Source organism: Mesorhizobium sp. SEMIA396 (genome assembly GCF_024518615.1).
Classification (GTDB): domain Bacteria; phylum Pseudomonadota; class Alphaproteobacteria; order Rhizobiales; family Rhizobiaceae; genus Mesorhizobium.
In genome coordinates, this window is record NZ_JANIFC010000005.1 from 157,710 (window position 1) to 182,675 (window position 24,966).

The 24,966-nt window shown below is 63.8% G+C and carries 23 protein-coding genes and 1 tRNA gene; 18 read left to right on the forward strand and 6 right to left on the reverse strand.

Annotated features, from left to right (window positions below):
• Positions 1–18 precede the first annotated feature (18 nt).
• The 4 genes from NP503_RS14620 to NP503_RS14635 all read right to left on the reverse strand — a co-directional run bounded on the left by NP503_RS14620 (position 19) and on the right by NP503_RS14635 (position 3,319).
• Positions 19–1,008, reverse strand: a complete 990-nt coding sequence (locus NP503_RS14620; protein WP_127266918.1) for a BMP family protein — start codon at positions 1,006–1,008, stop codon at positions 19–21.
• A 208-nt stretch (positions 1,009–1,216) separates the two neighbouring features.
• A complete protein-coding gene (gene msrA / locus NP503_RS14625) occupies positions 1,217–1,882 on the reverse strand; it encodes a peptide-methionine (S)-S-oxide reductase MsrA (RefSeq protein WP_127266917.1) in 666 nt (221 codons plus the stop codon).
• 100 nt (positions 1,883–1,982) lie between these two features.
• Positions 1,983–2,306 carry a hypothetical protein gene (locus NP503_RS14630; RefSeq protein WP_127266916.1) on the reverse strand — a complete coding sequence of 108 codons (324 nt, stop codon included), beginning with the start codon at positions 2,304–2,306 and terminating at the stop codon, positions 1,983–1,985.
• 308 nt (positions 2,307–2,614) lie between these two features.
• Positions 2,615–3,319 carry a hypothetical protein gene (locus tag NP503_RS14635; RefSeq protein ID WP_236383026.1) on the reverse strand — a complete coding sequence of 235 codons (705 nt, stop codon included), beginning with the start codon at positions 3,317–3,319 and terminating at the stop codon, positions 2,615–2,617.
• Positions 3,320–3,680: 361 nt separating this feature from the next.
• On the opposite strand from NP503_RS14635, the gene NP503_RS14640 reads away from it, so the two are divergent.
• Positions 3,681–3,770 (forward strand) — tRNA-Ser (locus NP503_RS14640).
• A 192-nt stretch (positions 3,771–3,962) separates the two neighbouring features.
• On the opposite strand, the gene NP503_RS14645 is transcribed toward NP503_RS14640, so the two are convergent.
• Positions 3,963–5,180: an FAD-binding oxidoreductase gene (locus tag NP503_RS14645; protein ID WP_127271854.1), complete on the reverse strand. Its 1,218-nt coding sequence runs from the start codon at positions 5,178–5,180 to the stop codon at positions 3,963–3,965.
• A 15-nt stretch (positions 5,181–5,195) separates the two neighbouring features.
• Entirely contained in the window at positions 5,196–5,960 is a 765-nt protein-coding gene (locus NP503_RS14650) for an HpcH/HpaI aldolase/citrate lyase family protein (protein WP_127268822.1), read from the reverse strand.
• 109 nt (positions 5,961–6,069) lie between these two features.
• Between NP503_RS14650 and NP503_RS14655 the strand changes: the two genes are divergently transcribed.
• From NP503_RS14655 to NP503_RS14735, 17 genes are all read left to right on the forward strand, one after another.
• On the forward strand, positions 6,070–6,960 hold the full coding sequence (locus NP503_RS14655; RefSeq protein WP_127268821.1) for a 2-hydroxy-3-oxopropionate reductase: 891 nt from the start codon (positions 6,070–6,072) through the stop codon (positions 6,958–6,960).
• A 6-nt stretch (positions 6,961–6,966) separates the two neighbouring features.
• Positions 6,967–7,779 carry a shikimate dehydrogenase gene (locus NP503_RS14660; protein ID WP_127268820.1) on the forward strand — a complete coding sequence of 271 codons (813 nt, stop codon included), beginning with the start codon at positions 6,967–6,969 and terminating at the stop codon, positions 7,777–7,779.
• The gene (locus tag NP503_RS14665; RefSeq protein ID WP_127268819.1) at positions 7,772–8,578 is read left to right on the forward strand and encodes an SDR family NAD(P)-dependent oxidoreductase; all 807 of its coding nucleotides are present in this window, start codon (positions 7,772–7,774) and stop codon (positions 8,576–8,578) included. The genes NP503_RS14660 and NP503_RS14665 overlap by 8 nt, the downstream gene beginning before the upstream one ends.
• 31 nt (positions 8,579–8,609) lie before the next feature.
• The gene (locus tag NP503_RS14670) at positions 8,610–8,957 is read left to right on the forward strand and encodes a RidA family protein (RefSeq protein ID WP_023810158.1); all 348 of its coding nucleotides are present in this window, start codon (positions 8,610–8,612) and stop codon (positions 8,955–8,957) included.
• Positions 8,958–9,007: 50 nt separating this feature from the next.
• Positions 9,008–9,796, forward strand: coding sequence for a FadR/GntR family transcriptional regulator (locus NP503_RS14675; RefSeq protein WP_164749433.1), 789 nt, complete (start codon positions 9,008–9,010; stop codon positions 9,794–9,796).
• A 289-nt stretch (positions 9,797–10,085) separates the two neighbouring features.
• Positions 10,086–10,796, forward strand: a complete 711-nt coding sequence (locus NP503_RS14680; protein ID WP_127268816.1) for an SDR family oxidoreductase — start codon at positions 10,086–10,088, stop codon at positions 10,794–10,796.
• An 11-nt stretch (positions 10,797–10,807) separates the two neighbouring features.
• Positions 10,808–11,557, forward strand: a complete 750-nt coding sequence (locus NP503_RS14685) for an SDR family NAD(P)-dependent oxidoreductase (RefSeq protein ID WP_127271850.1) — start codon at positions 10,808–10,810, stop codon at positions 11,555–11,557.
• 95 nt (positions 11,558–11,652) lie between these two features.
• Positions 11,653–12,603, forward strand: a complete 951-nt coding sequence (locus tag NP503_RS14690) for a LysR substrate-binding domain-containing protein (RefSeq protein WP_023810154.1) — start codon at positions 11,653–11,655, stop codon at positions 12,601–12,603.
• Positions 12,604–12,690: 87 nt separating this feature from the next.
• Positions 12,691–13,725, forward strand: coding sequence for an amino acid ABC transporter substrate-binding protein (locus tag NP503_RS14695; RefSeq protein ID WP_127267661.1), 1,035 nt, complete (start codon positions 12,691–12,693; stop codon positions 13,723–13,725).
• Positions 13,726–13,807: 82 nt separating this feature from the next.
• On the forward strand, positions 13,808–14,971 hold the full coding sequence (locus NP503_RS14700; RefSeq protein WP_127267662.1) for an ABC transporter permease subunit: 1,164 nt from the start codon (positions 13,808–13,810) through the stop codon (positions 14,969–14,971).
• A 3-nt stretch (positions 14,972–14,974) separates the two neighbouring features.
• Positions 14,975–16,054: an amino acid ABC transporter permease gene (locus NP503_RS14705; RefSeq protein WP_127267663.1), complete on the forward strand. Its 1,080-nt coding sequence runs from the start codon at positions 14,975–14,977 to the stop codon at positions 16,052–16,054.
• An 11-nt stretch (positions 16,055–16,065) separates the two neighbouring features.
• Complete coding sequence (locus tag NP503_RS14710) at positions 16,066–16,830, forward strand: amino acid ABC transporter ATP-binding protein (RefSeq protein WP_127267664.1); 765 nt, start codon at positions 16,066–16,068, stop codon at positions 16,828–16,830.
• Between the two features lie 32 nt (positions 16,831–16,862).
• Positions 16,863–18,293, forward strand: coding sequence for an FAD-binding oxidoreductase (locus tag NP503_RS14715; RefSeq protein ID WP_236383032.1), 1,431 nt, complete (start codon positions 16,863–16,865; stop codon positions 18,291–18,293).
• A 95-nt stretch (positions 18,294–18,388) separates the two neighbouring features.
• On the forward strand, positions 18,389–20,059 hold the full coding sequence (locus NP503_RS14720) for a thiamine pyrophosphate-binding protein (protein WP_127267665.1): 1,671 nt from the start codon (positions 18,389–18,391) through the stop codon (positions 20,057–20,059).
• The gene (locus NP503_RS14725; RefSeq protein WP_127272763.1) at positions 20,056–22,149 is read left to right on the forward strand and encodes a hydantoinase/oxoprolinase family protein; all 2,094 of its coding nucleotides are present in this window, start codon (positions 20,056–20,058) and stop codon (positions 22,147–22,149) included. The genes NP503_RS14720 and NP503_RS14725 overlap by 4 nt, the downstream gene beginning before the upstream one ends.
• Positions 22,146–23,765: a hydantoinase B/oxoprolinase family protein gene (locus NP503_RS14730; RefSeq protein ID WP_127269543.1), complete on the forward strand. Its 1,620-nt coding sequence runs from the start codon at positions 22,146–22,148 to the stop codon at positions 23,763–23,765. Before NP503_RS14725 ends, NP503_RS14730 begins: the two co-directional genes overlap by 4 nt.
• Positions 23,762–24,964 (forward strand): pyridoxal phosphate-dependent aminotransferase, encoded by a 1,203-nt coding sequence (locus tag NP503_RS14735; protein ID WP_127269542.1) that lies wholly within the window; start codon positions 23,762–23,764, stop codon positions 24,962–24,964. Before NP503_RS14730 ends, NP503_RS14735 begins: the two co-directional genes overlap by 4 nt.
• Positions 24,965–24,966 lie beyond the last annotated feature (2 nt).

Genomic DNA, 24,966 nt, shown 5'->3' on the forward strand with positions numbered 1-24,966 from the left:
TCTGTGTGTTCGTGCCGCTCAATAGGGGCAAGCGTTGTCAGCCGTATAGTCGTGCACTTCGGTCTTGCCGGCAATGATGTCGGCCTTGGCCTTTTCGACGGCCGCCTTCATCTCGTCCGTCACCAGCGCCTTGTTGTTGTCGTCCATGGCGTAGTCGACGCCGCCTTCCTTGAGGCCCAGATTCTCGACTCCGCCCTTGAAGGTGCCGTTCTTGCCGTCCATGAAGGCGGTGTAGACGGCGACGTCGACGCGCTTCAGCATCGAGGTCAGCACCTTGCCCGGCTGCAGGCCGTTCTGGTTGGAATCGACGCCGATGCCGAGCTTGCCGGCATCTGCCGCCGCCTGCAGCACGCCGACGCCGGTGCCGCCTGCCGCGGCGTAGATCACGTCGGAGCCCTGGTCGATCTGCGTCTTGGCGATCTCGCCACCCTTGGCCGGATCGTTCCAGGCAGCCGGCGTGTCGCCGGTCATGTTCTGGATGACATCAGTCGCACCCGCCGACTTGGCGCCGCCGACATAGCCGCATTCGAACTTGCGGATCAGAGGGATATCCATGCCGCCAACGAAGGAGACCTTCTTGGACTTAGAGGCCATCGCCGCCAGGATGCCGACGAGGTAGGAGCCCTCCTGTTCCTTGAACTTCAGCGACCGCACGTTCGGCAGATCGACCTGGTCGTCGATGATGGCGAAGTTCAGGTCGGGATATTCGGCGGCGACCTTGGTCAGCGCGTCCGTCCAGGCAAAGCCGGCCATGACGATCGGGTTGCGGCCGTCCTCGGCGAAGCGGCGCAGCGCCTGCTCACGCTGCGAGGCATTGGAGACCTCGAATTCGACGTAGGCCGTGCCGGTTTCCGTCTTGAATTTCTCGGCGCCGTTGTAGGCAGCCTCGTTGAAGGATTTGTCGAACTTGCCGCCGAGATCATAGAGGATGGCCGGCTGGACATCCGCGGCGAAAGCCGGAAGAACCATTGCGGTTGCGGCCAGGAGGCCGAGAACGATACGTTTCATGTGATCCACACCCTGTCGGTTATTTTTTCCGTTATGCACCGCATGCCTGCCCGGTTCTCCGGCAGGCATACGACGTCAGCCAGGAGTGTACTCCCTCCCGCTCGGCGGCAATCTGGCATGGCCCGAAACAAAATTCACGCGGAATTTTGACCTTTTGGAAAAGCTTGGTGCGGACAAGCCGCACCGCAGCTTGTCCTTGCGCCAAGTGTCAGGCGGAGGCGGCGGCAGGGATGGCGCAAGCGACGCCGGTGCCTTTGAGGTTGCACGTGCCGTAAGGGTTCTTCGCCAAATATTGCTGGTGATCGGCTTCGGCGAAGTAGAATTCGGCCGCCGGCGCGATCTCGGTGGTGATCCTGCCGTGGCCGGCACCGCGCAGCGAGGTCTCATACGCATCGCGCGAGGCGCTCGCCGCCCGCAATTGCGCCTCGTCGCTCGTGTAGATCGCGGAGCGATAGGCGGTGCCGACATCATTGCCCTGGCGCATGCCCTGCGTGGGGTCGTGGCTTTCCCAGAACAGCTTCAGAAGCCCAGCATAGGAGACGATCTCGGGGTCATGGACCACCAGCACCACTTCGGCATGACCGGTAAGCCCGGTGCAGGTCTCCTGATAGGTCGGATTGGGGGTGAAGCCGCCGGCATAGCCAGCCGCGGTGACCCAGACGCCTTCGATCTGCCAGAACAGCCGCTCCGCACCCCAGAAGCAGCCCAGTCCGAACATCGCCGTCTCCAGCCTCTCGGGATAAGGACCCTTGAGCGATCTTTTCAAGACCTTGTGTCTGGATGCGGTCGGGATCGCCCTGGCGCGGCCCGGCAGGGCCTGGGAGGGCTTCGGCAGATTGAGCTTCTTGTTCAGCATGTCGCTGAGAAAGAACATGCGCGGCTCCTCTCCGGGTGAAACGCAAGAAGCCGCATGACGGCGGCTTTGTTTGAGCATCGGATTCCCAAAACCGGCAACCGCTTTTGGGTCCGATGCTCTAGGTGGCGGCGAACTGCCCAGCACGCGGCGGCCGCCTGTAGCCTATCGCATAGAGCAGGAAAGCCAGCACCGCGAACACGGCGAAGCCCGGCTGGTTCAGCACCCAGGCGACGGCGCCGTCCCACAGCAGCGGGCTGGCCTTGGTTCGGATGAAGGTTTCGAAGGCGGCCCTCGTGTCGGGCGAGACCGCCAGCCAACTGGTGTTGAGCGGGGTCAGCACCAGCACGGAGGCCGCCACGGTGCGTGTCGCGTCGAGCACCGCCATGATGACGGAAATCGACAGCGCGATCATTGCGGCAAGACGAAAGACGAAGCGAAACATCAGAACCCTCCTCCGGGCTGGTCCCCTCCCGAGGGGCCTTTCAGAGATAGAATGCGCATGGCTGGATCGCAATCGCCATACGCGAATTTGCAGACTCCAAACTCAGGTCAACAGAAGGCCGGACGACAGTCGGTCGGGTGGCTTTTCATTGACATGTGAGGGCAGCTATGCTAACAATTTCAGCAGGGTGCTGATTTGCGCCGACGACCCGCCGCACAGGCGGGTTTTTGCGTTTGGTGCCTCGCAAACCGACGTGCCGGCCAAGTCTTCAAAGACCGGGTGAACCCGGATTCGTTGCCCTGCGCGAATTATGCGGCCGGCTTCCTTTTGCGCCGATGGACACGCCAGACGGCAAAAACGCCGCCGCCAATGGCGCCGATCACCAGGCCGGCCAGGCCGGTGAACACGGCGAAATAGCCGCAGGCGCCCTCGAAACAGCTCATCTCGGTGGCATCAGCGATCACCGAGCCGATGGCGAATCCGCCCACGGCGCCGATGACCGCGCCCAGGACGATGCCGAGCAGCGCGGCGACGACCGAGACGAAGACAGGCGGGCTTTCGGTTTCCGGATTGACATAAACGGCATCGGCTTCGGATCCACGGCGCAGCAGATAGATGCAGAGGACCCCGATGGCGAGTTGAGCAGCGGTGATGGCAAGCGCCTGGCCCGAAAAGACGAAATCCGAAATCGTCAGTGCACAGGCCTGCCAGGCCACCAGCCAGATGATTGTGGCGACCTGCCAGATGGTGAACTGGCGCGGGAAACGGGCCGAGCGGCCGAAGGCGAGGCCGAGCAGGTAAAGCCCCCACAGGATGGTGATGATGTCGACGGCGAGCCCGCCATAGACAAGGTAAAACACGCTGTCTGGCAGGCCGGTGGCGCCGACCGCGGGCCAGACGGAGATCAGGCCGTAGACCGACCACGCCATGACGAAGACGAGCCAGCCCACCGGCACGAAGGAAAGCCCGCTGTCCGGCCGCCTGACTGGCGTCTGTCCATTGCTCGATGTCATGTCCGCACAATGCCCCCGCAAAGCCTCGGCACCCGACAGGCAACTCCGGGGGAAGTCAAGGGCGGCCGGCCCGGCGGTCGTGCCTGTGCACACCATTGCAGCGGCGGCGCCCGTAAAAACGGGCATGCCGGCGGCCTTGCGAAACACTGTATGGCCGGCAAAGCGAATAGACTGCTGATATGGCTTGGCATTCGGCGCCGGATCGACTAGATGAGCCCCGCGCCTGTTGCTTCGACGGCTCAGGTGCGGGGAAGGGCGTTCGCTGGTTGGCGGCGCCGATGGCGGAAGTTCCGCCTTGCCCCAAGGGAGGTGCATCTCCCCAACCCGCGCGGCAAAACCGGCCGACGCGACATGCATGGACGGAGAGGTGGCCGAGTGGTTGAAGGCGCACGCCTGGAAAGTGTGTTTACGGGAGACCGTAACGCGGGTTCGAATCCCGCTCTCTCCGCCAGCTTGCACCTAGGTGTGATCAAGATCGGCGCGCCCCAGGCAATATGATCTGGCGCAGGCTGCCGACGCTCATCGCGATCTCGAGGCCAGGAGGACAACCGGGGCGCTTGTGCTTGGTGCAATCTCGAACACGACCGACGTCCCGTGATGAATTGCTTCGCCAAATCAAAACGGGGTGGTCGATCGTCTCGCCCTAGATCACCGCTTCCTCGAGGAACGGCTCGTTGCGCTCTATGCGCTCGTAACAGAATGGCGACAGATCGAGCGTCTGGAAAGCCCCGTGAACGATAAGTTCTGAAACTCCCCGGCCCACGGCTGGCGACTGTTGCAGCCCGTGCCCCGAGAAGCCGTTGGCAAACATGAAATTGGTCACCTGCGGGTGGAAGCCGACGATGCCGTTGTGGTCGAGCATGTTGTACTCGTAGTGGCCGGTCCAACTGGTCTGGACCTTGAGTGCGTCGAAAGACGGAATGCGGTGCCAGAGTGCCGGCCAGATGTAGTCGTCGAACTCTTCATGGTGCATTTCAAAGTCGTCGTAGCCGGCCGGTCCGTCGCCCTGCGGCGTGTTGCCGGTGAGAAAAAGTTCGCCTTCCGGGCGCACGAATGTACCGGAAAGGTCGATGACGTTGGGCATCCGGCCGGGGATCGGGTTGGCGCTGGCAAAGACGAAGCTGTAGCGCTTGTAGGGCGCGACCGGGATCGACAGGCCGGCCATGGCTGCGACCTGCTGCGCGCGCGGACCCGCGGCGTTGACCAATGTTCCGCAACGAACCGTCTGGCCGGTCGCGAGGCGCACCGAGATGACCCGTCCATCGGCAATATCCAGCCCTGTCGCTGCATTGTCGATATACTCGACGCCGCTGGCGCGGGCGGCGCGGCGGAAACCGTTCATCAGCCCCACGGAGTCGAACCAGCCCTCTTCCCTAGCCCCCCAGGAACCGCCACCGAGATCCTCCACATTGAGCCAGGGGAAGCGATCCTTCAGCGGGCCCGGCTCGAGGAACACTGTGTGGGCCCCAAAACTGCGCTGCAGATCGACGCGCTCGCGGGCCGCTTCGACGCCGTCGGGTGAACAGCAGTAAAGATATCCATGCTCCTTGAAGCCGAGGTCGGGCGCCGGTTCGTCCTTGTAGAAAGGTGCCATACGCTCCTGGAAGGTGCGGATGATCTCGATGCCGAACTGGCTGATCTTCACATTGATCGGATTGGAATATTGCTGCCGGATCGCGCTGGTGGACAGCGCCGTCGATGAAAACTCGTAACTGCTATCGCGCTCGACCACGAGGATCGAGGCACCGCTGCCCAGCGCCTGGCTCAGCCAGTAGGCCGTGGACGAGCCGACAACCGCTCCGCCGACGATGACGATGTCGTAGGCGTTGCGCGATGGCGCTTTGTAAGGCGGGATCGCCATGGCTCCGACTCCAAGCTACTGGTTGAACAAAGCGATCAGGGCATCCGAGCCCCGCGCAAGAAGGCCAAGGTCCGAACCGACGGCAACCATGGTGAAGCCTTCGGCAAGGTAGCGGTCGGCATCGGCCTTCGCCGGCGCCAGGATGCCGCTTGCCTTGCCTGCCGCCGTTGCGGCCTGGCGCACGGACGAGATTGCCTCCTGGACATGTGCCGCGCCGGGATTGCCCATCGCGCCCATATTGGTGGAAAGATCGCCGGGACCGACGAAGAGAACGTCGACCCCGTCGACCCCCGCGATCTCGGCGGCATTCGCCACGCCCAATTCATCCTCGATCTGCACGGCGAGAAGCTGCTGCTCGCGCGCCTTGGCGTGGTAGCCGGCGATGCGGCCGAAGCCATTGGCGCGGTGACCGACCGAGAAGCCGCGAAATCCGCCGGGCGCATAGCTCATGGCCGCGACGATGGCGCGGGCCTGATCGGCGGTTCGTACATTGGGGATCATCAGGCTGCGTGCGCCGATATCCAGCGCCTGCTTGATCAGATTGGGATCGTCGGAGGGCAGCCTGACGACAGCCTCGCTGTCGAAGCCGCCCATCACCTGAAGCTGCGCCATGATGCTGCGCAGATGGTTGGGGCTGTGCTCGCCGTCGATCAGAACCCAATCGGCTCCGGAGCCGGCGACGATCTCCGTGGTGAGCGCCGAAGCCAGCGAGCACCAGATGCCGATGTGAGCCCGGCCAGCCGCGGTGGCGGCTTTCAGCGTGTTGAGGCGTTCTTGCATCTTGCGATCGTCTCCAATCATTTGGTTGAAATTTGTATGATGTCCTATATCATATGGCTACAAAACGCTGCAAGATGCGATGTAGGGACTTTCGAATGGGAGCTGGAGAATGAGGATCGGGTTCATCGGGCTTGGCGTCATGGGAGCACCGATGGCGCGCCACCTGGCCGATGCCGGGCATGAGATCGTCACCGTTCTCAATCGCTCCCCTCTACCGCAGGGCCTGACCGCATCGGTCGTCGCGTCCGCCGCCGAAGTGGCACGGCGGTCCGAGATCGTCGTCACCATGCTGCCCGACACGCCTGACGTCGAACGCGTCCTGTTGGGCGAGGACGGCGTCCTGGAAGGACTGTCAGCCGGCAAGCTGGTCATCGACATGAGCTCGATCAGCCCCATCGCCACGGCGGCGTTCGCGGCGAAACTGCGAGAGAAGGGAGCCGGCTACCTCGACGCCCCGGTCTCGGGCGGCGAGGTCGGCGCCAAGGCGGCAAGCCTCACCATCATGGTCGGCGGCCCGGCCGCCGAGTTCGAGCGGGCGCTGCCGATCTTTGAGACACTCGGCAAGAACGTCACTTTGATCGGCGAGCAGAATGGCGCCGGGCAGACCTGCAAGATCGCCAACCAGATCATCGTCGCGCTCAACATCGAGGCCGTGGCCGAAGCGCTTGTCTTCGCCAGCAAGGCCGGGTGCGACCCGGCGAAGGTTCGCGGCGCCCTGATGGGTGGCTTCGCCGCTTCCCGCGTCCTGGAAGTGCATGGCCAGCGCATGATCGACCGGACCTTCGCCCCAGGCTTTCGCATCAAGCTCCACCAGAAGGATCTCAACCTGGCGCTTGACAGTGCCCGCGCCCTTGGCGTGGCGCTGCCGAACACCGCCATGGCGCAGCAACTGATGAATGCCTGTTCGGCCCATCCAGGTGGCGCCGAGGCCGATCACTCGTCTCTCGTCCGGGCGCTGGAGATCCTCAGCGGCCACGAACTGTCAAAAGAAAAGGAGTAAAAACCGATGCGCGGAACCGGCAAGGCCGAGATCTTCGTGATGCTGGCCCATCCCGTGGCCCACGCCAAGAGCCCCGGCATATTCAACGAGATCTTCGAGCAGAAGGGCCTCGACAGCCTCATGGTGCCCTTGAGCTGCCGCCCGGAGGATTTTGAGACCTTCTGGGCCGGCATCACGGCAGCCGAGAATATCAGGGGCGTGATCATCTCGGTGCCGTACAAGGTTGCGGTCTACCACAAATGCTCCGCCGCGCATGACCGCGCCGCGCGGGTGGAAAGCGCCAACTCGGTGCGACGGCTGCCGGATGGCAGCTGGTATGCCGACAATTTCGACGGCGTCGGCTTCATCGATGCGCTCAAGGCGAACGGGCATCAGATCGCCGGCCGCCGCATTCTTCAAGTCGGTGCCGGTGGCGCCGGTGCTTCGCTCGCCTATTGTCTCGCGGAAGCCGGCGCCGACGAAATCCGCCTTACCGACATCGATACGGCGCGCGCCGGGAAACTGGCGGCGCTGGTTGGCCGCGCGTTCCCGAAATGCCGCATCCAGGTCGGAGAGGCCGAGCCTTCCGGCATGCATATGGCGATCAACGCCACGCCTGTCGGCATGCATGCCGGCGATCCGCTGCCGCTTGACGTCAGCCGGCTGACCCCGGATATGACGGTCGTGGACATCATCATGGAGCCTGCGGAAACCGCTCTGCTGCGGGCGGCCAAGGGGATCGGCTGCCGCGTTCAACCGGGACGCCCGATGATGGATTTCCAGGTCCGGGCGATGTCCGAATTCTTCGACATCGAAGGCAAGGACCGCGGCCATGGCTGAGACACCGACTGCCGTCGTCATCGGCGGCACCTCCGGCATCGGACGCGCTATCGCGCAGCGCTTCGCAGAAGACGGTTATCATGTGGTCGTCTCCGGCCGGGATGCGACGAGGGGCAATGAGGCGGCCGGCTCCTGCCAGGCGGCGGGCGCGCCGCGTGCGCTGTTTGTCCAGACAGATGTCGCAGATAGCGGCTCAGTCGAGGCTCTGGCACGGATTGTCAGCGACGGGTTCGGCACGCCTCACGTCGTCGTCAACTGCGCCGGCATCTTGCAGAGCGGCAAGTACGTCCTTGATCAGGATCTGGACGAGGACGAGAAGATGTGGCGGGTGAATTATCGCGGCACGCTGTTGGGGTGCCAGGTGTTTGGCCGGCTGATGTCGGCCGCCCGGCGAGGCGCGATCCTGAATGTCGGCTCGCTCGCCTCTTTCGCGCCGCTGTCGCTGCCCGCCTACACGCCGGGAAAGCATGCGGTCCTGGCCCTGACCCAGATCCTCGCCGCCGAACTCGGCCCGCATGGCGTTCGCGTCAATGCGGTCGCGCCCGGCTATACACTTTCCGATGGTCTGAAGACCAAGATCGCCAGGGGTGAACGCAACCCCGAAGCCATACAGGCCACCACGGCGCTGCGACGCTTCGTCGAGCCGCGCGACGTCGCCGAGGCGGCATTGTTCCTCTGCTCGGAGCGCGCCGCTTCGATTACCGGCGTCACCTTGCCGGTCGACGCCGGCTGGCTGGTTCAGGCGCCTTACGCACAATATCTGCAGGGAAATCCCATCCGGCAAACGCCGGCTATCTGACAAGGATAATCCAGTGATCAATATCTCGCCAGTGAGCGACATCCAGCGCTTCGACTTCGATACCCGCATACACCATGGCGTCATCCATAACGGCACGCTCTACCTCACCGGCCAGGTCGCGAGGCCCGGCCAGTCCGCGGCCGACCAGATGCGCGAGGTGCTCGGCAAGATCGATGCGCTGCTTGGCAAGGCGGGCACGGACAAGACCCGCATCCTTCATGTGCAGATGTGGCTGGACGACATCAGGGATTTCGACGAGGTCAATGCGGTGTGGGACGCCTGGATGCCCGGGGAGCACGCACCGGCGCGCTCATCGGGCGAAGGACGGATGGCGAAGCCCGGAATGCTGGTCGAGCTGATCGTCACCGCGGCGGTTTGAATGGTCCTGCCGGTTCGGGCATCATCCCGAATCTGGCGAGAGGGAGACTGATGACGAAGCGCAAGCCGCTTTCCACCGTCGTGGCGGAGAGCCTGTCCGAGAAGATCCGCTCCGGACAGCTGCTGCCCGGCGCGCAATTGCCGACTGAGGCGGAGCTTTGCGCCGAGTACGATGTCAGCCGCACCGTGGTGCGGGAAGCTGTGGCGCGACTGCGTTCCGAAGGCCTGGTGGTGCCGCAGCAGGGGCGCGGCATGTTCGTCAGCGAGACGCCGGCGCCGCGCAACTTCTCGATACCGGACGAAGCGCTCAGGACCTTGCCGGAAACCATTGCGCTGCTCGAGCTGAGGTTGAGCGTCGAGGTGGAGTCGGCGGGATTGTGCGCGGAACGGCGCACCGATGCGGAAGCCAGCGCGATCCGCACCTTGATGGAACAGGTCGACGCCCAGCAGGCCGATCCCGCCGTCGTCCAGATCCACTACGACTATGATTTCCACCTGGCGATCGCCAAGGCGGCACGAAATGAATTCATCCACGGTTTCCTAAGCTATCTCGGGCCGATGATCGTGCCGCGCTTCCAGCTCGGCTATCTGGTCACGCCCGAACTCAAGGACAGCTATTACGCGCGCATACACAGCGAACATAAGACAATCGTCGACGCCATCGAAAGGCAGGATGGCCGCGCCGCCCGCCAGGCCATGCGCAAGCACCTGCACAACAGTCTCGGGCGGGTGCGCGCCCTGGCCCGAGCCTCTGGCGTGGAGGCAATCGAAGCCGAGCAGAAGGCGGCGGCGGCCTCACTTTTCACCGACATGAAAAGGCCTGCCTCGACAGGCGGATGAGGCCTCGCGAATTCGATCGCATCGGCGCGCCTGAGCTGAAAATTAGACATCCGTTGCGAAAGCCGTGTTTTTTGTTCCGTCACCGGCTGCGCGGGTTTCCCAAGGGCTGAAGGCGCCAGCTTGCCAGCGTTTCCCTGGGTTTTCGGCTGCTGCGGTTATCCGAACACCCCAAGGGATTTTGGAGGCATCCGAAATTTTCGAAAGTTTATCTTTCCTTTTTGCTGGTTTTCTTGGTTTCGCGGCATCGGCCCGGGCCGCAAACTGAAAACAGACAATCAGGAAAGCCCACGTGACGACAGCCTTCATCACCGGTGCGACGAGCGGCATAGGGCGGGCCATAGCGATCGCGCTGAGCGACGCCGGCTACGACGTCTATGCGGTCGGGCGCAGCCAGGCCGCGCTCAAGGAGCTGCAGGCACAGCGGCCCGGCATCGTGCCGATTGCCGTCGACGTCACCGACCGCGAGGCCCTGGAAGCGGCCCTGGCGGATCTCACCATCGACGTGCTGATCAACAATGCCGGGGTCATGCCGCCGCTCGGCAACTTCGCCGATATGGAGATCGCTGACATCGACACCACGCTCGAGGTGAACCTCAGCGCGGCAATCCTGCTCACGCGCCTCGTCGTCCCGCAAATGCGCGAGCGGCAGTCCGGGCATGTATTGTTCACCGGCTCCACAGCGGGCCACGCGGCATACTCCAACATTGCCGTCTATTCAGCGACCAAGGCGGCGATATCAGGCTTTGCAGCAGCGCTGCGCGCCGACCTCTCCCCATCGGGCGTACGCGTCACCGAGATCGTTGCCGGCCGTGTCGAGACGCAGCTCTACCAGGACATCCTCGACGCCAACGCGCGCGCAGCCATGTACGCCAGCAAAGTGGTGCAGCCGGATGACGTGGCCAGGATGGTCGTCGCTGTGCTTGGGCTCCCCGCGTGGGCCGACGTTACCCGTTTCGACATCATGCCGACTTGGCCAACCTCGCCAAGCGGTACCAAGTAAGGAAAACTGGGATGAAAGATCTTTCCGTTCTGATCGTTGGCGGTGGTGCCGGCCTCGGTGCCCTCTTAGCCGAGATGGCTGTCGAGGCCGGAGCGGCAAAGATCGGCATCATCGACATCAACCAGGAAGCCGCCGAGTCCGCGCTGGCGACCGCGAAGGCCAGCGGACTGCCTACCGCGACCGCCCTTTGCGACATCCAGGTAGGCCCACAGTGCCACGCCGCATTCGAGGCGATCGTTTCGAAACTCGGGCGCGTCGACACGCTGATCAATTGTGCCGCGATCTACCCTCGCCGCCCGCTCCTCGAAATCACCGACGCCGACTGGGATGCCTCCAACGGCATCAACATCAAGGGCACCTACCACATGATGGTGGCGGCGGTTCGCCACATGCAATCGCAGGAGCCGAAGAGCCACGTCCGCGGCCGGATCGTGAACCTGACCTCGGTCGACGCCTTCAAGGCGCATCCGCAGAACGCTCACTATGCGGCGACCAAGGCCGCCGTCGTCAGCCTTACCCGATCCTTTGCCCATCACGTGGCGAAGGACGGCATTCTGGTGAATTCGGTGGCGCCGGCCGGCATGGCGACGGAGAAGGCGAAAGCGCTCGGCTTCCTGGAGGAACTGGCCAAGGCGAGCCCGCTCGGCCGCGGTGCCGAGCCAAAGGAGATTGCCGAATGGGTGCTGATGACGGGCAGCCCCAAGAACACTTACATGACCGGTGAAAACGTAATTGTTTCAGGTGGTTACATATACGCCTAAGTCTCTTTCGCCGCGGGCGACTGAACTCTGGCAGTGCATGACCGAGGCAGTGCATGACCGACCGGGCCACAAGCAGGGAAAGGAACGGAATTTCGATGACCGGCAAGCTGCGCCTTCCCTCGCTGAATGCTCTGCGCGTGTTCCACGCGGTCGCGCAGCACAAGAGCTTTCGGCAGGCGGCGGATGAATTGCTGGTCACGCCGCAGGCCGTCGGACAGCAGATCAAGCTTCTGGAGGATACGCTCCAGGTAACGCTGTTCGAGCGTAAGGGCCGGTCGATCGAACTGACCGAGTCGGCCATTCTTCTGTCGCACTATGTCAAAGCCGGCTTCAACGAGTTTGCCGAAGGCGTTCGCCGCGTCACCAAGTCGAACTATCGGGACCGCATCAACCTGAATGCGAGCCCATACTTCGCCACGCATTATCTCCTGCCGCGGCTTTCGTTGTTCCGGGAAATCTTGCCGGGCGCGGACCTGCGCCTGACGACCATGGTCGACCTGCCCGATTTCGGGCGCGACGATATCGATATGACGGTCCAGTGGGGCTACGGCAACTGGTCCGACTATGAAACCACGTTGCTGGTGCCGGATCCGAAGATCATCTGCTGCACGCCGGCGATCGGCGAAAGGATCAAGTCGGCGCATGATCTGACACAGTTCACGTTGCTCGACACCGTCAAGTCGAAGCGTCTGTGGCCGGACATATTGCGCCACCTTGGCGTGGAACTGACGGATGGCGACCGCAGCATCAGCTTCGACGACGCCGCGACCATGCGCCGGGCGACCTTGCAAGGCATAGGTGTGGGCTTGGTTTCCGTCATCGATGCCGAGGAAGATTTCCGGGCGGGCACGCTGGTCGCGCCGATCGGCCGCGACGCCATTGCCGACATGAAGCCGGAGGAAGTCCCGGGCTTCTATCTTGTCGTCCCACGCGGACATCTGCGCGTGAAGGCGGTCGCGGCACTTCACCGATGGCTGGCTCAGCAGGATTGGCGCGGCGACCTCACGATTTCCTCGTTACCGAAACCGGCCCCGCTTTCCGACTAGAAGCGGCTTCGAGACCGAGGCCTGAAAGACGCCTTTCGGGCCTCCAACAACAAGAAACCAAACAACCTCAAACAGTGGAGACGGAACATGAAAATGATGAAATGGGGGGCTTCGGCCCTGGCCCTTGGCCTCGTGCATTTTGCGGCGCCGGCGGAAGCCGCCGGCGGCAAGACGCTCGAAACCGTCAAGGCACGCGGCATGCTGAACTGCACCGGCCATGACGGCTCCTATCTCGGCTTCGCCGAGGTGGACGACAAGGGCAACTGGAAGGGCATGGACATCGACCTCTGCAAGGCGGTGGCCGCGGCCGTGTTCGGCGACCCTGCGAAGCTGAAAGTCGTTCCTATCAGCTGGGCCCAGCGCTGGCCGGCCCTGCAGTCCGGCGATGTCGACATCATCGTCAAGGCCTCGGGCGGCACGCTCAGCCGCGACACCGAACTTGGGCTGCAGTTCTCCATGTCCTACTATCTCGGGACCACCAAGGTGATGGCGCACAAGGAGCTGAACCTCAAGTCGCTCAAGGATGCCGCAGGCGGCACGATCTGCATTCCCGCCGGCACCTCGCAGGAACAGCAGGTCGCTGCCTATACTGCCAAGCTCGGCATCAAGCTCGAACCGGTGCTCATCGAGAAGACCGAGGAGCTCGAGCAGGCCTATTTCTCGGGACGCTGCGATCTTTATGCGCAGTGGGGTCCGACACTGGCCATTGCGCGCATCGCCAAGAGCAAGGTCGACGACCATGTCATCCTGCCCGACGTGCTCGCCGTCGAGCCTGAAGTCATGATCATGCGGCAAGGCGACGACAACTGGGTCGACATCGCCAACTGGACGCTGAGCACGCTGATCTTTGCCGAGCAGGAAGGCATCACCTCGAAGAACGTCGACGAGATAAAGGCCAAGCCGACTTCACCGCAGGTCGCCAAATTCCTCGGCGTCACGCCAGGCATGGGCAAGGGTCTCGGGCTCTCCGACGACTGGGCCTACAAGGTGATCAAGAACGTCGGCAACTACGGCGAAATCTTCGATCGCGATCTCGGCAAGGACTCGCCCTACAAGATGGATCGCGAACTGACCAATTTGTGGAACAATGGCGGTGTCCTGTTCCCGCTGGTTGTTGATTGATCCGTTCTGAACGCATCCCGCTCCAGGTCCCGCCCGGCTCCCGCCGGGCGGGACCGCGCGGCAATTCGGGAAGGATTTCTGAATGGTCAGCCTGCTGAGAAATCAAAAAGTCCGCAACGCACTGTTGCAGATCCTGTATGTCGGCTCGATCGCCGCGATGGTGCTTGCCGGCATTGTGATCGCCAGACAGAACCTGGCGGCGCAGGGGATCACCTCCGGATTCGACTTCCTGTTCAAGTCGACGGGCTGGGACCTGAACTTCTCGCTGCTGCCCGCCACGGCCAACGACCCTTATTGGTGGTACTTCCTCATCGGGATCATCAATACGCTGTTTCTGGGAACCGTCGGCCTGACGCTGGCGACGATCGTCGGAACGATCGTCGGCCTGGCGCGGACATCCTCGAACGAATTGGCCCGGCTGCTCGGCCGCACCTATGTGGACATCTTCCGAAACATCCCGCTGATCCTCCAGGTTTTTTTCTGGTATGCCGTCATCACCCATCTGCCGACGCCGCGCGCCGCGCATGAGGGATGGGGCTTTCTCCTCACCAGCCGGGGGCTTTACATCCCGTTCCCCAATATCAGCAGCGCCGCGCTCGCTGCGGCGACATTGGCTGTGATTGCCGCCATCGCGCTGCCGATCTGGCTGGGCAGGACATCGCGCCTCAGCCTGCCGGTCGGCCAGCGTGGCGGCATTCAGCTTGCCGGCACGGCGGCGGCACTTGCCTGCGCGGCCATCGTTCTGGTGGCCGGCCGCCTGGCCGACTCGCCGCTACTCGATTTTCCGGCGCTGCAAGGTCTCAATCTGCGAGGCGGCCTGCGCATTCCGCCGGAGTTTGCGACACTGGCCATCGCGATCGCCATCTATGGCGGCTCCTACATCGCCGAGATCGTGCGCGGCGGGTTCAAGGCTGTCGGCAAGGGCCAGGTCGAGGCGGCTCTTTCCCTGGGCCTCGGCCCGTGGCGGGTCTTCATGCTGGTGCGGCTGCCGCTGGCACTACGCGCCATGCTGCCAATCCTCGCCAACCAGTATGTCTGGCTGATGAAGGCGACCACAATGGGCATCGCGGTGGGCTTCACCGATTTCTTCATGATCGTGGCGCTGACGATCAACCATTCCGGCCAGACAATCGAAGCGATCGGCATCCTGATGGCTGGCTTCCTCGTCATCAACCTCAGCCTCGCCGCCATCTTCAACCGCATCAACAAAGCAATCGCCCTCAAGGGCAACCAGTTGAGGGGGTGAGGGATGGAAATGGTCGTTGTCGCCCCTCCTGCCATTGGCAAGATCGAGGATCTGAGGCGGCGCTTCTTTGCGACGCCCCTGCAGGCATTGCTGTCGCTGGCTTCCCTGGCGGTCATGGTCTTCCTGGCCTGGAAGCTCCTGAATTGGGCGGTTTTCTCGGCCGTCTTCACGACGAGCGGCGGACCCGAAGCCTGCCAAGCGGCGGCGGGAGCCTGCTGGTCGGTCATTGCCGCGCGATGGCGCATCATCCTGTTCGGCCTCTATCCCTATGACGAGCAGTGGCGGTCGGCCCTGGCTTGCCTGATCGTCGTGGTCATGACGGTGCTAAGTTGCGTTCCAGCCTTCTGGACGGGTCGCCGCATCGCACTCGTATGGGGAGCCGGAACGGCGCTTTTCTACGTGCTGATGAAGGGCGGCGTGCTTGGTCTGCCCTATGTCGGCGAGGAGGCCTGGGGCGGACTGGCGCTGACCCTGTTCATCTTCGTGACCACCTGCCTGATCGGCTTCCCGCTGGCGATCTGCCTGGCGCTGCTGCGCCGCTCCGGCCTGCCATGGATTTCCCGCACCACTGGCCTCATCATCGACGGGGTGCGTTCATTGCCTCTGATCTCGATCCTGTTCACCTTCGCCATCGTGCTGCCGTTCGCACTGCCGCAATGGCTGGTGGGCGACAAGCTGTACCGGGTGATCCTGGGCTCGGCCCTGTTTTTTTCCGCCTACCAGGCGGAGATCGTCAGGGGTGGGATGCAGGGCGTTCCCAGTGGGCAAGAAGAGGCAGCCATGGCGCTTGGCATGCGCTATTGGCAGCGCGTCGGCCGCATTCTTCTACCGCAGGCCATGCGCAATGCGCTGCCGGCGACGATCAACCAGTTCGTGATCTCGTTCAAGGAAACTTCGCTGGTGATCATCGTCGGCTTCTTCGAGATCCTGGCCTCCGGCAATGCCGCCTACGGCACCGGCGAGTGGCGCTTCGCCTATGTCGAGGTCTATGCCTTCATCGCCTTCATCTACTTCATCTTCGTGTTCAGCCTGTCCCGCTATGGCGCTTTTCTCGAGCGCCGTATGTCGGTCGGCGAACGATAGGGGGCGTTTACGTGATTTCAGGAAACTCGCCCCGATCCAGCGGCCCCGCGGTGCTGATCGAAAATCTCGACAAATATTACGGGACATTCCAGGCGCTGCGAAAGGTGAGCTTGTCCGTGGATCGCGGCGAGAGGATCGTCGTCTGCGGCCCGTCCGGCTCCGGCAAGTCCACCATGATCCGCTGCATCAACCGTCTGGAGCAGCACAATGGCGGCCGGATCACCGTGCTCGGCACCGAGCTCAACGACGATGTCGGCAACATCGACGGGATCAGGCGGGAAGTCGGCATGGTGTTCCAGCACTTCAACCTGTTTCCACACATGACGGTGCTGGAGAACTGCATGCTCGCGCCCATGATCGTACGCAAGGTGCCGCGCGCGGATGCCGAGGCGACCGCCCGGCGCTATCTGGAGAAGGTACGCATTCCCGAACAGGCGATGAAGTATCCCGGTCAGTTGTCCGGTGGCCAGCAACAGCGGGTCGCGATAGCGCGTGCCCTTTGCATGCAGCCCGAGATCATGCTGTTCGATGAGCCGACCTCTGCGCTCGACCCGGAAATGATCGCGGAAGTGCTCGACGTCATAGTCACGCTCGCCTCCGAAGGCATGACAATGATCTGCGTCACGCATGAGATGGGTTTTGCGCGCCGGGTTGCCGACCGGGTAATTTTCATGGATGGAGGCGAGATCGTCGAACAGGCGCCTCCCGATGAATTCTTCACCTCCTCCCGCAACGAGCGCACGCGGCAGTTCCTGTCGCAGGTGCTTGGTCACTGATCGATGCAACGATCCCGCGTCAGGCCGCAGCCATGTCCGTGACTGATCCCGTCACCGCCTTGCGCGATATGCTCGGACCGAAAGGATGGCTTTCGGGCAGCGATGCCAGGCCCTATCAGCGCGATTGGCTCGATCGCTACGGCGTCGCGGCTCTGGGCGTGGCCAGGCCTGCGGACACCTCCGAAGTGGCCAGTGTCGTAAAGACATGCCACGCGGCCGGTCTGGCGGTCGTGCCGCAAGGCGGCAACACCGGGCTTTGCGGCGGCGCCGTCGCCGATCGGCCGGATGCGGTGATCGTTTCGCTTTCGCGCATGACGGCGATCGGCAAACCGGACTTGGACAGCGGCTCGATCCTCGTCGAGGGGGGAGCCGTGCTTGCCGCGCTGCACGAGGCGCTGGAACCGCACGGCCTGATGTTTCCGATGCATCTCGGCGCGGAAGGCAGCGCCAGGATCGGCGGCCTGGTCGGCACCAATGCCGGCGGCAGCCAGGCATTCCGGTATGGCATGATGCAAGACCTCGTGCTTGGCCTGGAGGTCGTGACCCCTGATGGGGCGATATGGAACGGGCTGCGCGCGGTGCAGAAAGACAATGCCGGCTACCAGTTGCGCAAGCTCTATTGCGGCGCGGAAGGAACGCTTGGCATCGTGACGCGCGCGATCCTGCGGCTCTACCCGATGCCGCGGCGGCAGGCGAGCGCGCTTGTCGTCATGTCCGATTTCGCCGCGGCGATTTCGTTTGGCACCTTTCTGCGGGGCGAGGTGGGGGAATTCCTGACCGGGCTCGAGTTCTTCTCCGACATCGGGCTGGGACTGGCCCTCAAACACCTGCCCGACCTCGCCTACCAGTTGGAGGCACGCGGCGAGGTCTATGTGCTGGTCGAACTGGCATCGGGCGCCCCCCGCGTTCCGCTCGACGAGATACTGGCTTCGGCGCTGGAGTGGGGCATGGAGCAAGGCCTGGTGCTGGACGGAGCATTGGCGGCGACGGGCGCGCATCGCGCACAATTCTGGCGGCTGCGAGAGGAGCAGCCGGAAGGACAGAGGCTGGAAGGAGAGCAGCTGAAGCACGACATCTCGGTGCCTCCGGGCGCTATCGCCCGTTTCGTCGAGGCCGGCGCAGAGATCTGCGACGACATTCTTCCCGGCGTGCGGATAAACCCGTTCGGGCATCTCGGCGACGGCAACATCCACTACAATCTGTCGCCGCCGGAAGGCCGCGCCGATTTTGACGGCAAGGCCGAGCGGTTCGCCGAGGCGCTATCGTCGCTCGCCACGCAAATGGGCGGCAGTTTCGCGGCCGAGCATGGACTTGGCCGCGCAAAGGTCGCCATGGCCGACCGAAACCGCAGTCCATTGGAACGCGAACTCATGGCGCGGCTCAAGGATGCATTCGATCCACGGGACACGATGAATCCGGGCGTGCTGGTGCGCGCTGCCCGGCAAAGAAAAACTTTCGAATAGACGGCATTTCTTGATTTCGCCCCGAACCGCCTGCGTGCACCTATGAACCGAAGGCAGGCTCGATCGACCTGCCGCCAAAGTGAGGATGTCGAAGCATGATCCGCAATGGCGGCCGCCTTCTCGTCGAGTGCCTGATCGGGCTTGGCGCGACCAGGAGCTTCGGCGTGCCCGGAGAAAGTTATCTGGCCGTCCTGGACGCGCTGCACGACACGCAGGGAAAGCTGGACTACACGCTTTGCCGCAATGAAGGCGGCGCGGCGTTCATGGCCTCGGCCTACGGCAAGTTGACCGGCTCGCCAGGCATCTGTTTCGTGACGCGCGGCCCAGGCGCCACCAACGCCAGCATCGGCGTTCACACGGCCATGCAGGACAGTTCGCCGATGATCCTGTTCGTCGGCCAGGTCGGCACCGACATGAAGGGCCGCGAAGCGTTTCAGGAAATCGACTACCGGTCGGTGTTCGGCACGGTCGCCAAATGGGCGGTCGAGATCGACGATGTCGCGCGCCTGCCCGAGATTGTGGCGCGGGCATGGACGACCGCATTGACCGGACGACCTGGTCCCGTCGTGGTCGCGCTGCCCGAGGACATGCTGACCACCATGACCGAAGCGGCTCCGCTCAGCGCACCGGCGGCCATTTTCGAGCCGGCGCCGGCGCCGGAAGCGATCGCTTCGGCCTTCAGGCTGCTGGCCAAGGCCGAGAGGCCGGTCCTGCTCATGGGCGGCGCCAACTGGACCGTGGACGGACGCGCGGCGCTACAGGCTTTCGCAGAGGTTTCCGACATCCCTGTCGTGGCGGCCTTTCGCTATCAGGACCAGTTCGACAACCATTCGCCGGTCTTTGTCGGCGAGGCCGGCGTCGGCATGGTGGCGCATGTCAAAGCCCTGCTCCGCGACGCCGACGTGATCCTGGCCGTCAATGTGCGTTTTGGCGAGATGACCACGGACGGCTATACGCTGCTGTCCGTGCCGGTGCCGCGCCAGAAACTGATCCATGTCCATGGCTCCGATCGCGAGATCGGCAAGACCTATGTGCCGGCTATCGGTATCCATGCCGGGCCGAACGCTTTTGCCCGGGCGTTGACGCCCGTCAAAGGCGGCTGGGCGGACTGGCGCGCCGCGGCCCGCAAAGCCTATGAAGGGACATTCGGCGCGCCCGTCCAGCCCGGCCCGGTGGACATGGTGGAGGTCAGCGCCTGGCTGCGCGCAAACCTGCCTGCCGACGTCATTCTCACCAACGGCGCCGGCAATTTCACCGTCTGGCCGAACAAGTTCTTCAAGTTCGGGCCGGACGCACGGCTGCTCGCCCCGCAGTCTGGCGCCATGGGCTACGGCCTGCCGGCGGCAATTGCCGCCAAGGTTGCGTTTCCAGAACGCACGGTCGTCTGCTTTGCCGGCGACGGCGACTTCCAGATGAATTGCCAGGAACTCGGAACCGCTATGCAGGCTGGCGCGCAGCCGATCGTGCTGATCCTCAACAACGGCATCTACGGCACGATCCGCGCCCATCAGGAGCGCCACTATCCGGCGCGCGTTTCGGGCACGTCGCTCGAAAACCCTGATTTCGTGACACTGGCTAAGGCCTATGGCTTCCATGCCGAGCGGGTCGAGGCGACGCGCGATTTCGCGGCGGCGTTCGATCGGGCGCTCGGATCCGTGACGGGAGCGGTCCTCGACATCGCCATATCTCCCGAAGCGCTGACGCCCCGACAGACCCTTTCCCAGATGCGTGACGCCGCGCTCGCTTCCCAGAAGGCCAAGGCATGACCTCCAAAGACGACATCCGTCTCGGCGCGGACATCGGCGGCACGTTCACCGACGTCGCGCTCGACCTCAGGGGAACGATCTTCTCCACCAAGGTATTGACCAATTACGCGGCGCCCGAGCAGGCGATCCTGGACGGCATTGCCGTCGTCACGCGCGATGCCGGTATCGCGCTTGCCGAGATCGGCATCATCATCCACGGCACGACGCTGGCGACGAATGCGCTCATCGAACGCCGTGGCGCCAAGACCGCACTGGTCACCACCGAAGGGTTCCGCGATGTCATCGAGATGCGGACCGAAAACCGTTTCGAGCAGTATGACCTCGACCTGCAGCTGCCGGCGCCGCTAATCCCGCGCGAGCACCGTTTCACGGTAAAGGGCCGGATCGGTGCGGAAGGCCAGGAGCTTCAACCGCTCGACGAAGCCGCCCTGGAAGGCATTGCCGACCGGATCGCGGCCGGCGGTTTCGGCTCCGTGGCGATCGGCTTCATCCATGCCTACACCAACCCTGATCATGAGCGCCGGGCACGCGCTATCCTGTCCCGCAAGCTTACCATCCCGATTTCGATCAGCGCCGAAGTCTCGCCGCAGATGCGCGAGTTCGAACGCTTCAACACGGTCTGCGCCAACGCCTATGTGCGGCCGCAGATGGCGGACTATCTCGCGCGTTTCCAGACTCGCTTGAAGGAGATGGGCGCCGAGTGCCCGGTCTTCATGATCCATTCGGGGGGCGGTCTGATCTCGGTAGAGACGGCCTCGGAATTTCCCGTGCGCCTCGTTGAGTCCGGCCCGGCCGGCGGCGCCATCTTCGCCGCCGACATCGCCAGGCGATTCGGCCTGGAAAAGGTCGTCTCCTATGACATGGGCGGCACCACTGCAAAGATCTGCCTGATCGAGGATTATGCGCCGCGCACCGCCAGAACCTTCGAAGTGGCGCGTACCTATCGCTTCTGCAAAGGTTCCGGCATGCCGATCTCCATTCCCGTGATCGAGATGATCGAGATCGGCGCCGGCGGCGGCTCGATCGCCTGGGTCGACGCCATGGGCCGCATCCAGACCGGTCCCGAAAGTGCCGGATCGGAACCTGGCCCGGCCTGCTACGGCCGCGGCGGCAGGCGCCCGGCCATCACAGATGCCGACCTGGTGCTCGGCAAGCTCGATCCCGACAATTTCGCCGGCGGCGCCATCAGGCTGGACTCGCCCGCATCCGAACAGGCGATCCTGCGCGATGTCGGCGAACGCCTGTCGCTCGATGCCATGGCGACGGCCTTCGGCATCTGCGAGGTGGTGGACGAGAACATGGCCAATGCCGCCCGCGTCCATGCTGTCGAAAACGGCAAAAACATTTCCGACAACGTGATGATCGCCTTCGGTGGCGCGGCCCCGCTTCACGCCGCAAGGCTTTGCGAGAAACTCGGCATCGACCAGTGCATCGTCCCCAAGGGCGCGGGCGTCGGATCGGCGATCGGCTTCCTCAAGGCTCCGTTCGGCTACGAAGCCCTGGCATCCCGGCTGACGCGGCTGTCGCAGTTCAAGCCGGCCGAGGCCAATGCTTTGCTCGATGACCTCAAAGTGTCAGCCGAAAGCTTCGTGCGGGCAGGGGCCAACGGTACGATCACATGCGAAATCACCGCCTTCATGCGCTACGCCGGCCAGGGCTGGGAAATCCCCGTGCCGCTGCCGGACGAGCCGTTCGGCAATGATGCCGCAACCACGCTCGAGGATTTGTTCCAGGCGAATTACCAACGCTTCTTCGGCCGCGCCATCGAAGGACTTGGCGGCCTGGAAATCGAGATCGTCACCTGGTCCGTGAAGGCGACGGATGTCCGGCCTGCTGTCGCCAGGCACGAGCTGATCACCGGCAAGCGGACCACTCAGCCGGCAACAAGCCGCGCGGTGTTCGATCCGGCCAGCGGTGCGCCACGGACCTATGGCATCGTCGAACGGGAGGGGCTGTGCACCGGCGATCGGGTGGCAGGCCCGGTCATCATCGTCGAACGCGAGACGTCCACCGTCGTCACCACGAGCTTCGACGCCGTCATCCAGAGCGACGGCGCGATCCTTCTGATCCGCAAAGGCAGCCAGGCATGAGCGACATCAGTGAAATCCGCATGCAGGTCATGTGGAACCGGTTGATCTCGGTGGTCGAGGAGCAGGCCCTCACCTTGCTGCGCACGGCTTTCTCGACATCGGTGCGCGAATCCGGCGATCTGTCGGCAGGCGTGTTCGATCCCCGCGGCCAGATGCTGGCACAGGCGGTGACGGGAACGCCCGGCCATGTCAACACCATGGCCGAGGCGGTGCTGCATTTCATGAACGAAATCCCGCGCGAAACCATGTTCGAGGGTGACACCTACGTCACCAATGACCCCTGGTTGGGCACGGGCCACCTGCACGATATCACCATGGTGTCGCCGTCGTTCCTGAACGGCGAATTGGTTGCGTTCTTCGCCTGCACGGCACATGTGGTCGATGTCGGTGGGCGCGGCTTCGGCGCTGACGGCAAGTCGGTCTACGAGGAAGGCATCCAGATCCCGATCATGAAGTTCGCGGAGAAGGGCAAGGTCAATCTCGATCTCGTCAGGATCCTGCGCGCCAACGTCCGCGAGCCGAACCAGGTCGTCGGCGATTTCTATTCGCTCGCCGCCTGCAACGAAGTCGGCCACCGACGCCTCGTCGACATGATGAAGGAGATCGGCCTGGCATCGCTGGACGGGCTTGGCGAGTTCATCTTCTCGCGCACCCGCGACGCCTTGGTCGAACGCATCAAGGCGATGCCCAAAGGCAGCTGGTCGAACGCGCTGGTGACCGACGGCTACGACGAGCCGGTGAAACTCGCGGCGACGGTCACGGTTAGGGACGCCGGCGTCGAGGTCGATTTCACCGGTACCGACCCGATGAGCCGATGGGGCATCAACTGCCCGATCATCTACAGCAAGGCCTATGCCTGCTACGCGTTGAAATGCGTGGTGGCGCCCGATATTCCTAACAATGCCGCGTCGCTCGCCTTCTTCACCGTGTCGTCTCCGGTCAACATCCTGAACGCCGTGCGGCCGGCGCCGGTGGCGCTCAGGCACATCTTCGGCCACATGGTTCCCGATCTGGTGCTCGGCGCGATCGCCAAGGCGATGCCCGGCAAGATCCTTGCCGAGGGCGCCGGCGCACTGTGGAACATCCATATCTCGGTTCGGCCGGTCTCCGGCGGTTCGGGCCGCCGTGCCGAGGTGCTGATGTTCAATTCCGGCGGCATGGGCGCGCGCCCCGGTCTCGACGGACTGTCGGCGACGGCCTTCCCCTCCGGCGTCCATACGATGCCGATCGAGGCAACGGAGCACACCGGGCCGATCGTCATCTGGCGCAAGGAGCTGCGGCCCGATTCCGGCGGCGACGGCGAGTTCCGCGGCGGGCTCGGGCAGGTTATCGAAATCGAGGCGATCGAGGGCCATGAATTCGACTTCTCGGCCATGTTCGACCGCGTCAATCATCCCGCCCACGGGCGCAACGGCGGCGGGCCTGGAGTGGCCGGCGTGGTCAGGCTGGACGATGGCACGCAGATGCGACCCAAAGGCTGGCAGCATGTTCCGGCCGGCCGTCGGCTGATCCTCCAATTGCCGGGCGGCGGCGGCTATGGCGATCCGTCCAAGCGCAGCACCGAGGCGCGGGCGAACGACCGCTCCAAGGAATACATTTCGGAGAACGGCAAATGAGCTACATTGCCTCGCGCCTGTCTGCGGTGAAGCCGTCGGCGTCCATGGCTGCTTCGCAGGCAGCCAAGGCCCTGCGCGCCAAGGGCGTCGACGTGATCGATCTTGGCCTGGGCGAGCCGGATTTCCCGACACCGAGCCATATCATCGAAGCGGCGCATTTCGCCGCGAAGGCCGGCCAGACGCTATACACGGGTGCCGCCGGCACGGCCGAGGTGCGCGAAGCCGTGGCCGGCAAGTTCCGCCGCGAAAACGGACTGGACTACACGGCGGACGACGTCGTCGTGGCCAATGGCGCCAAGCAGATCATCTTCAACGCGCTGATGGCGACGCTGGAGTCTGGTGACGAAGCGGTCCTGCCGGCGCCCTACTTCGTCTCCTATCCCGAGATGGTGAAGCTGCTCGGCGGCAGGCCTGTCGTTATCGAGTGCCCGGAAACTTCCGGCTTCCGGCTGACGCCGGAGCTGCTCGAAAAAGCCATCACTCCAAGGACGAAATGGCTGTTCCTCAACATGCCCGGCAACCCCTCCGGCGCCATATATTCGCAATCGGACCTGCGGGCACTCGGAGCGGTTTTGGCAAGGCATCCGCAGGTGCTGGTGCTTTCCGACGAGATTTACGAGCACATCCTGTTCGACGGACGCGACTTCGTCTCCTTCGGCAAGGCTTGCCCGGAACTCAGGGACCGCACCCTGATCGTCAACGGCGTCTCCAAATCCTATGCGATGACCGGGTGGCGTGTCGGCTATGCCGCCGGGCCGGCGCCGCTCACCAGGGCGATGGCGATCATCCAGAGCCAGTCCTGCACGTCCGTCTGCTCGATCGCGCAAGCGGCGACGGTGGCCGCGCTCAACGGCCCCCAGGACGAGGTGGCACGCTTTCGGCAGGCGTTCGAGGCGCGCCGCGACCTTGTCGTCGACGGCATCAGGCGGATCAACGGTCTTACGCTTTCGCCACCGGAAGGCGCCTTCTATGCCTATATCGGATGCGCCAGCCTGATCGGCCGCAGGACCCCAAAAGGCGTCGTGCTCGAGGACGACACGGCAGTGGCGAATTATCTCCTGAACGAAGGGCGCGTGGCCTCGGTGCCGGGCGCCGCCTATGGACTTTCCCCCTATTTCCGCATCTCGACCGCGACCGGCGAAGAGGTGCTGACCGAAGCGATCGCGCGCATCAACGCCGCCGTCGCGCAAGTGGAGTAAAT

What these genes read in the sequence shown, in the direction of transcription:
- NP503_RS14685 (WP_127271850.1), top strand. Translation starts at nt 10,808, where the DNA reads ATGAAAGATCTTTCCGTTCTGATCGTTGGCGGTGGTGCCGGCCTCGGT.
- NP503_RS14695 (WP_127267661.1), top strand. Translation starts at nt 12,691, where the DNA reads ATGAAAATGATGAAATGGGGGGCTTCGGCCCTGGCCCTTGGCCTCGTG.
- NP503_RS14665 (WP_127268819.1), top strand. Translation starts at nt 7,772, where the DNA reads ATGGCTGAGACACCGACTGCCGTCGTCATCGGCGGCACCTCCGGCATC.
- NP503_RS14720 (WP_127267665.1), top strand. Translation starts at nt 18,389, where the DNA reads ATGATCCGCAATGGCGGCCGCCTTCTCGTCGAGTGCCTGATCGGGCTT.
- NP503_RS14725 (WP_127272763.1), top strand. Translation starts at nt 20,056, where the DNA reads ATGACCTCCAAAGACGACATCCGTCTCGGCGCGGACATCGGCGGCACG.
- NP503_RS14735 (WP_127269542.1), top strand. Translation starts at nt 23,762, where the DNA reads ATGAGCTACATTGCCTCGCGCCTGTCTGCGGTGAAGCCGTCGGCGTCC.
- NP503_RS14630 (WP_127266916.1), bottom strand. Translation starts at nt 2,306, where the DNA reads ATGTTTCGCTTCGTCTTTCGTCTTGCCGCAATGATCGCGCTGTCGATT.
- msrA (WP_127266917.1), bottom strand. Translation starts at nt 1,882, where the DNA reads ATGTTCTTTCTCAGCGACATGCTGAACAAGAAGCTCAATCTGCCGAAG.
- NP503_RS14620 (WP_127266918.1), bottom strand. Translation starts at nt 1,008, where the DNA reads ATGAAACGTATCGTTCTCGGCCTCCTGGCCGCAACCGCAATGGTTCTT.
- NP503_RS14715 (WP_236383032.1), top strand. Translation starts at nt 16,863, where the DNA reads ATGTCCGTGACTGATCCCGTCACCGCCTTGCGCGATATGCTCGGACCG.
- NP503_RS14700 (WP_127267662.1), top strand. Translation starts at nt 13,808, where the DNA reads ATGGTCAGCCTGCTGAGAAATCAAAAAGTCCGCAACGCACTGTTGCAG.
- NP503_RS14730 (WP_127269543.1), top strand. Translation starts at nt 22,146, where the DNA reads ATGAGCGACATCAGTGAAATCCGCATGCAGGTCATGTGGAACCGGTTG.
- NP503_RS14705 (WP_127267663.1), top strand. Translation starts at nt 14,975, where the DNA reads ATGGAAATGGTCGTTGTCGCCCCTCCTGCCATTGGCAAGATCGAGGAT.
- NP503_RS14650 (WP_127268822.1), bottom strand. Translation starts at nt 5,960, where the DNA reads ATGCAAGAACGCCTCAACACGCTGAAAGCCGCCACCGCGGCTGGCCGG.
- NP503_RS14635 (WP_236383026.1), bottom strand. Translation starts at nt 3,319, where the DNA reads ATGACATCGAGCAATGGACAGACGCCAGTCAGGCGGCCGGACAGCGGG.
- NP503_RS14645 (WP_127271854.1), bottom strand. Translation starts at nt 5,180, where the DNA reads ATGGCGATCCCGCCTTACAAAGCGCCATCGCGCAACGCCTACGACATC.
- NP503_RS14690 (WP_023810154.1), top strand. Translation starts at nt 11,653, where the DNA reads ATGACCGGCAAGCTGCGCCTTCCCTCGCTGAATGCTCTGCGCGTGTTC.
- NP503_RS14655 (WP_127268821.1), top strand. Translation starts at nt 6,070, where the DNA reads ATGAGGATCGGGTTCATCGGGCTTGGCGTCATGGGAGCACCGATGGCG.
- NP503_RS14675 (WP_164749433.1), top strand. Translation starts at nt 9,008, where the DNA reads ATGACGAAGCGCAAGCCGCTTTCCACCGTCGTGGCGGAGAGCCTGTCC.
- NP503_RS14660 (WP_127268820.1), top strand. Translation starts at nt 6,967, where the DNA reads ATGCGCGGAACCGGCAAGGCCGAGATCTTCGTGATGCTGGCCCATCCC.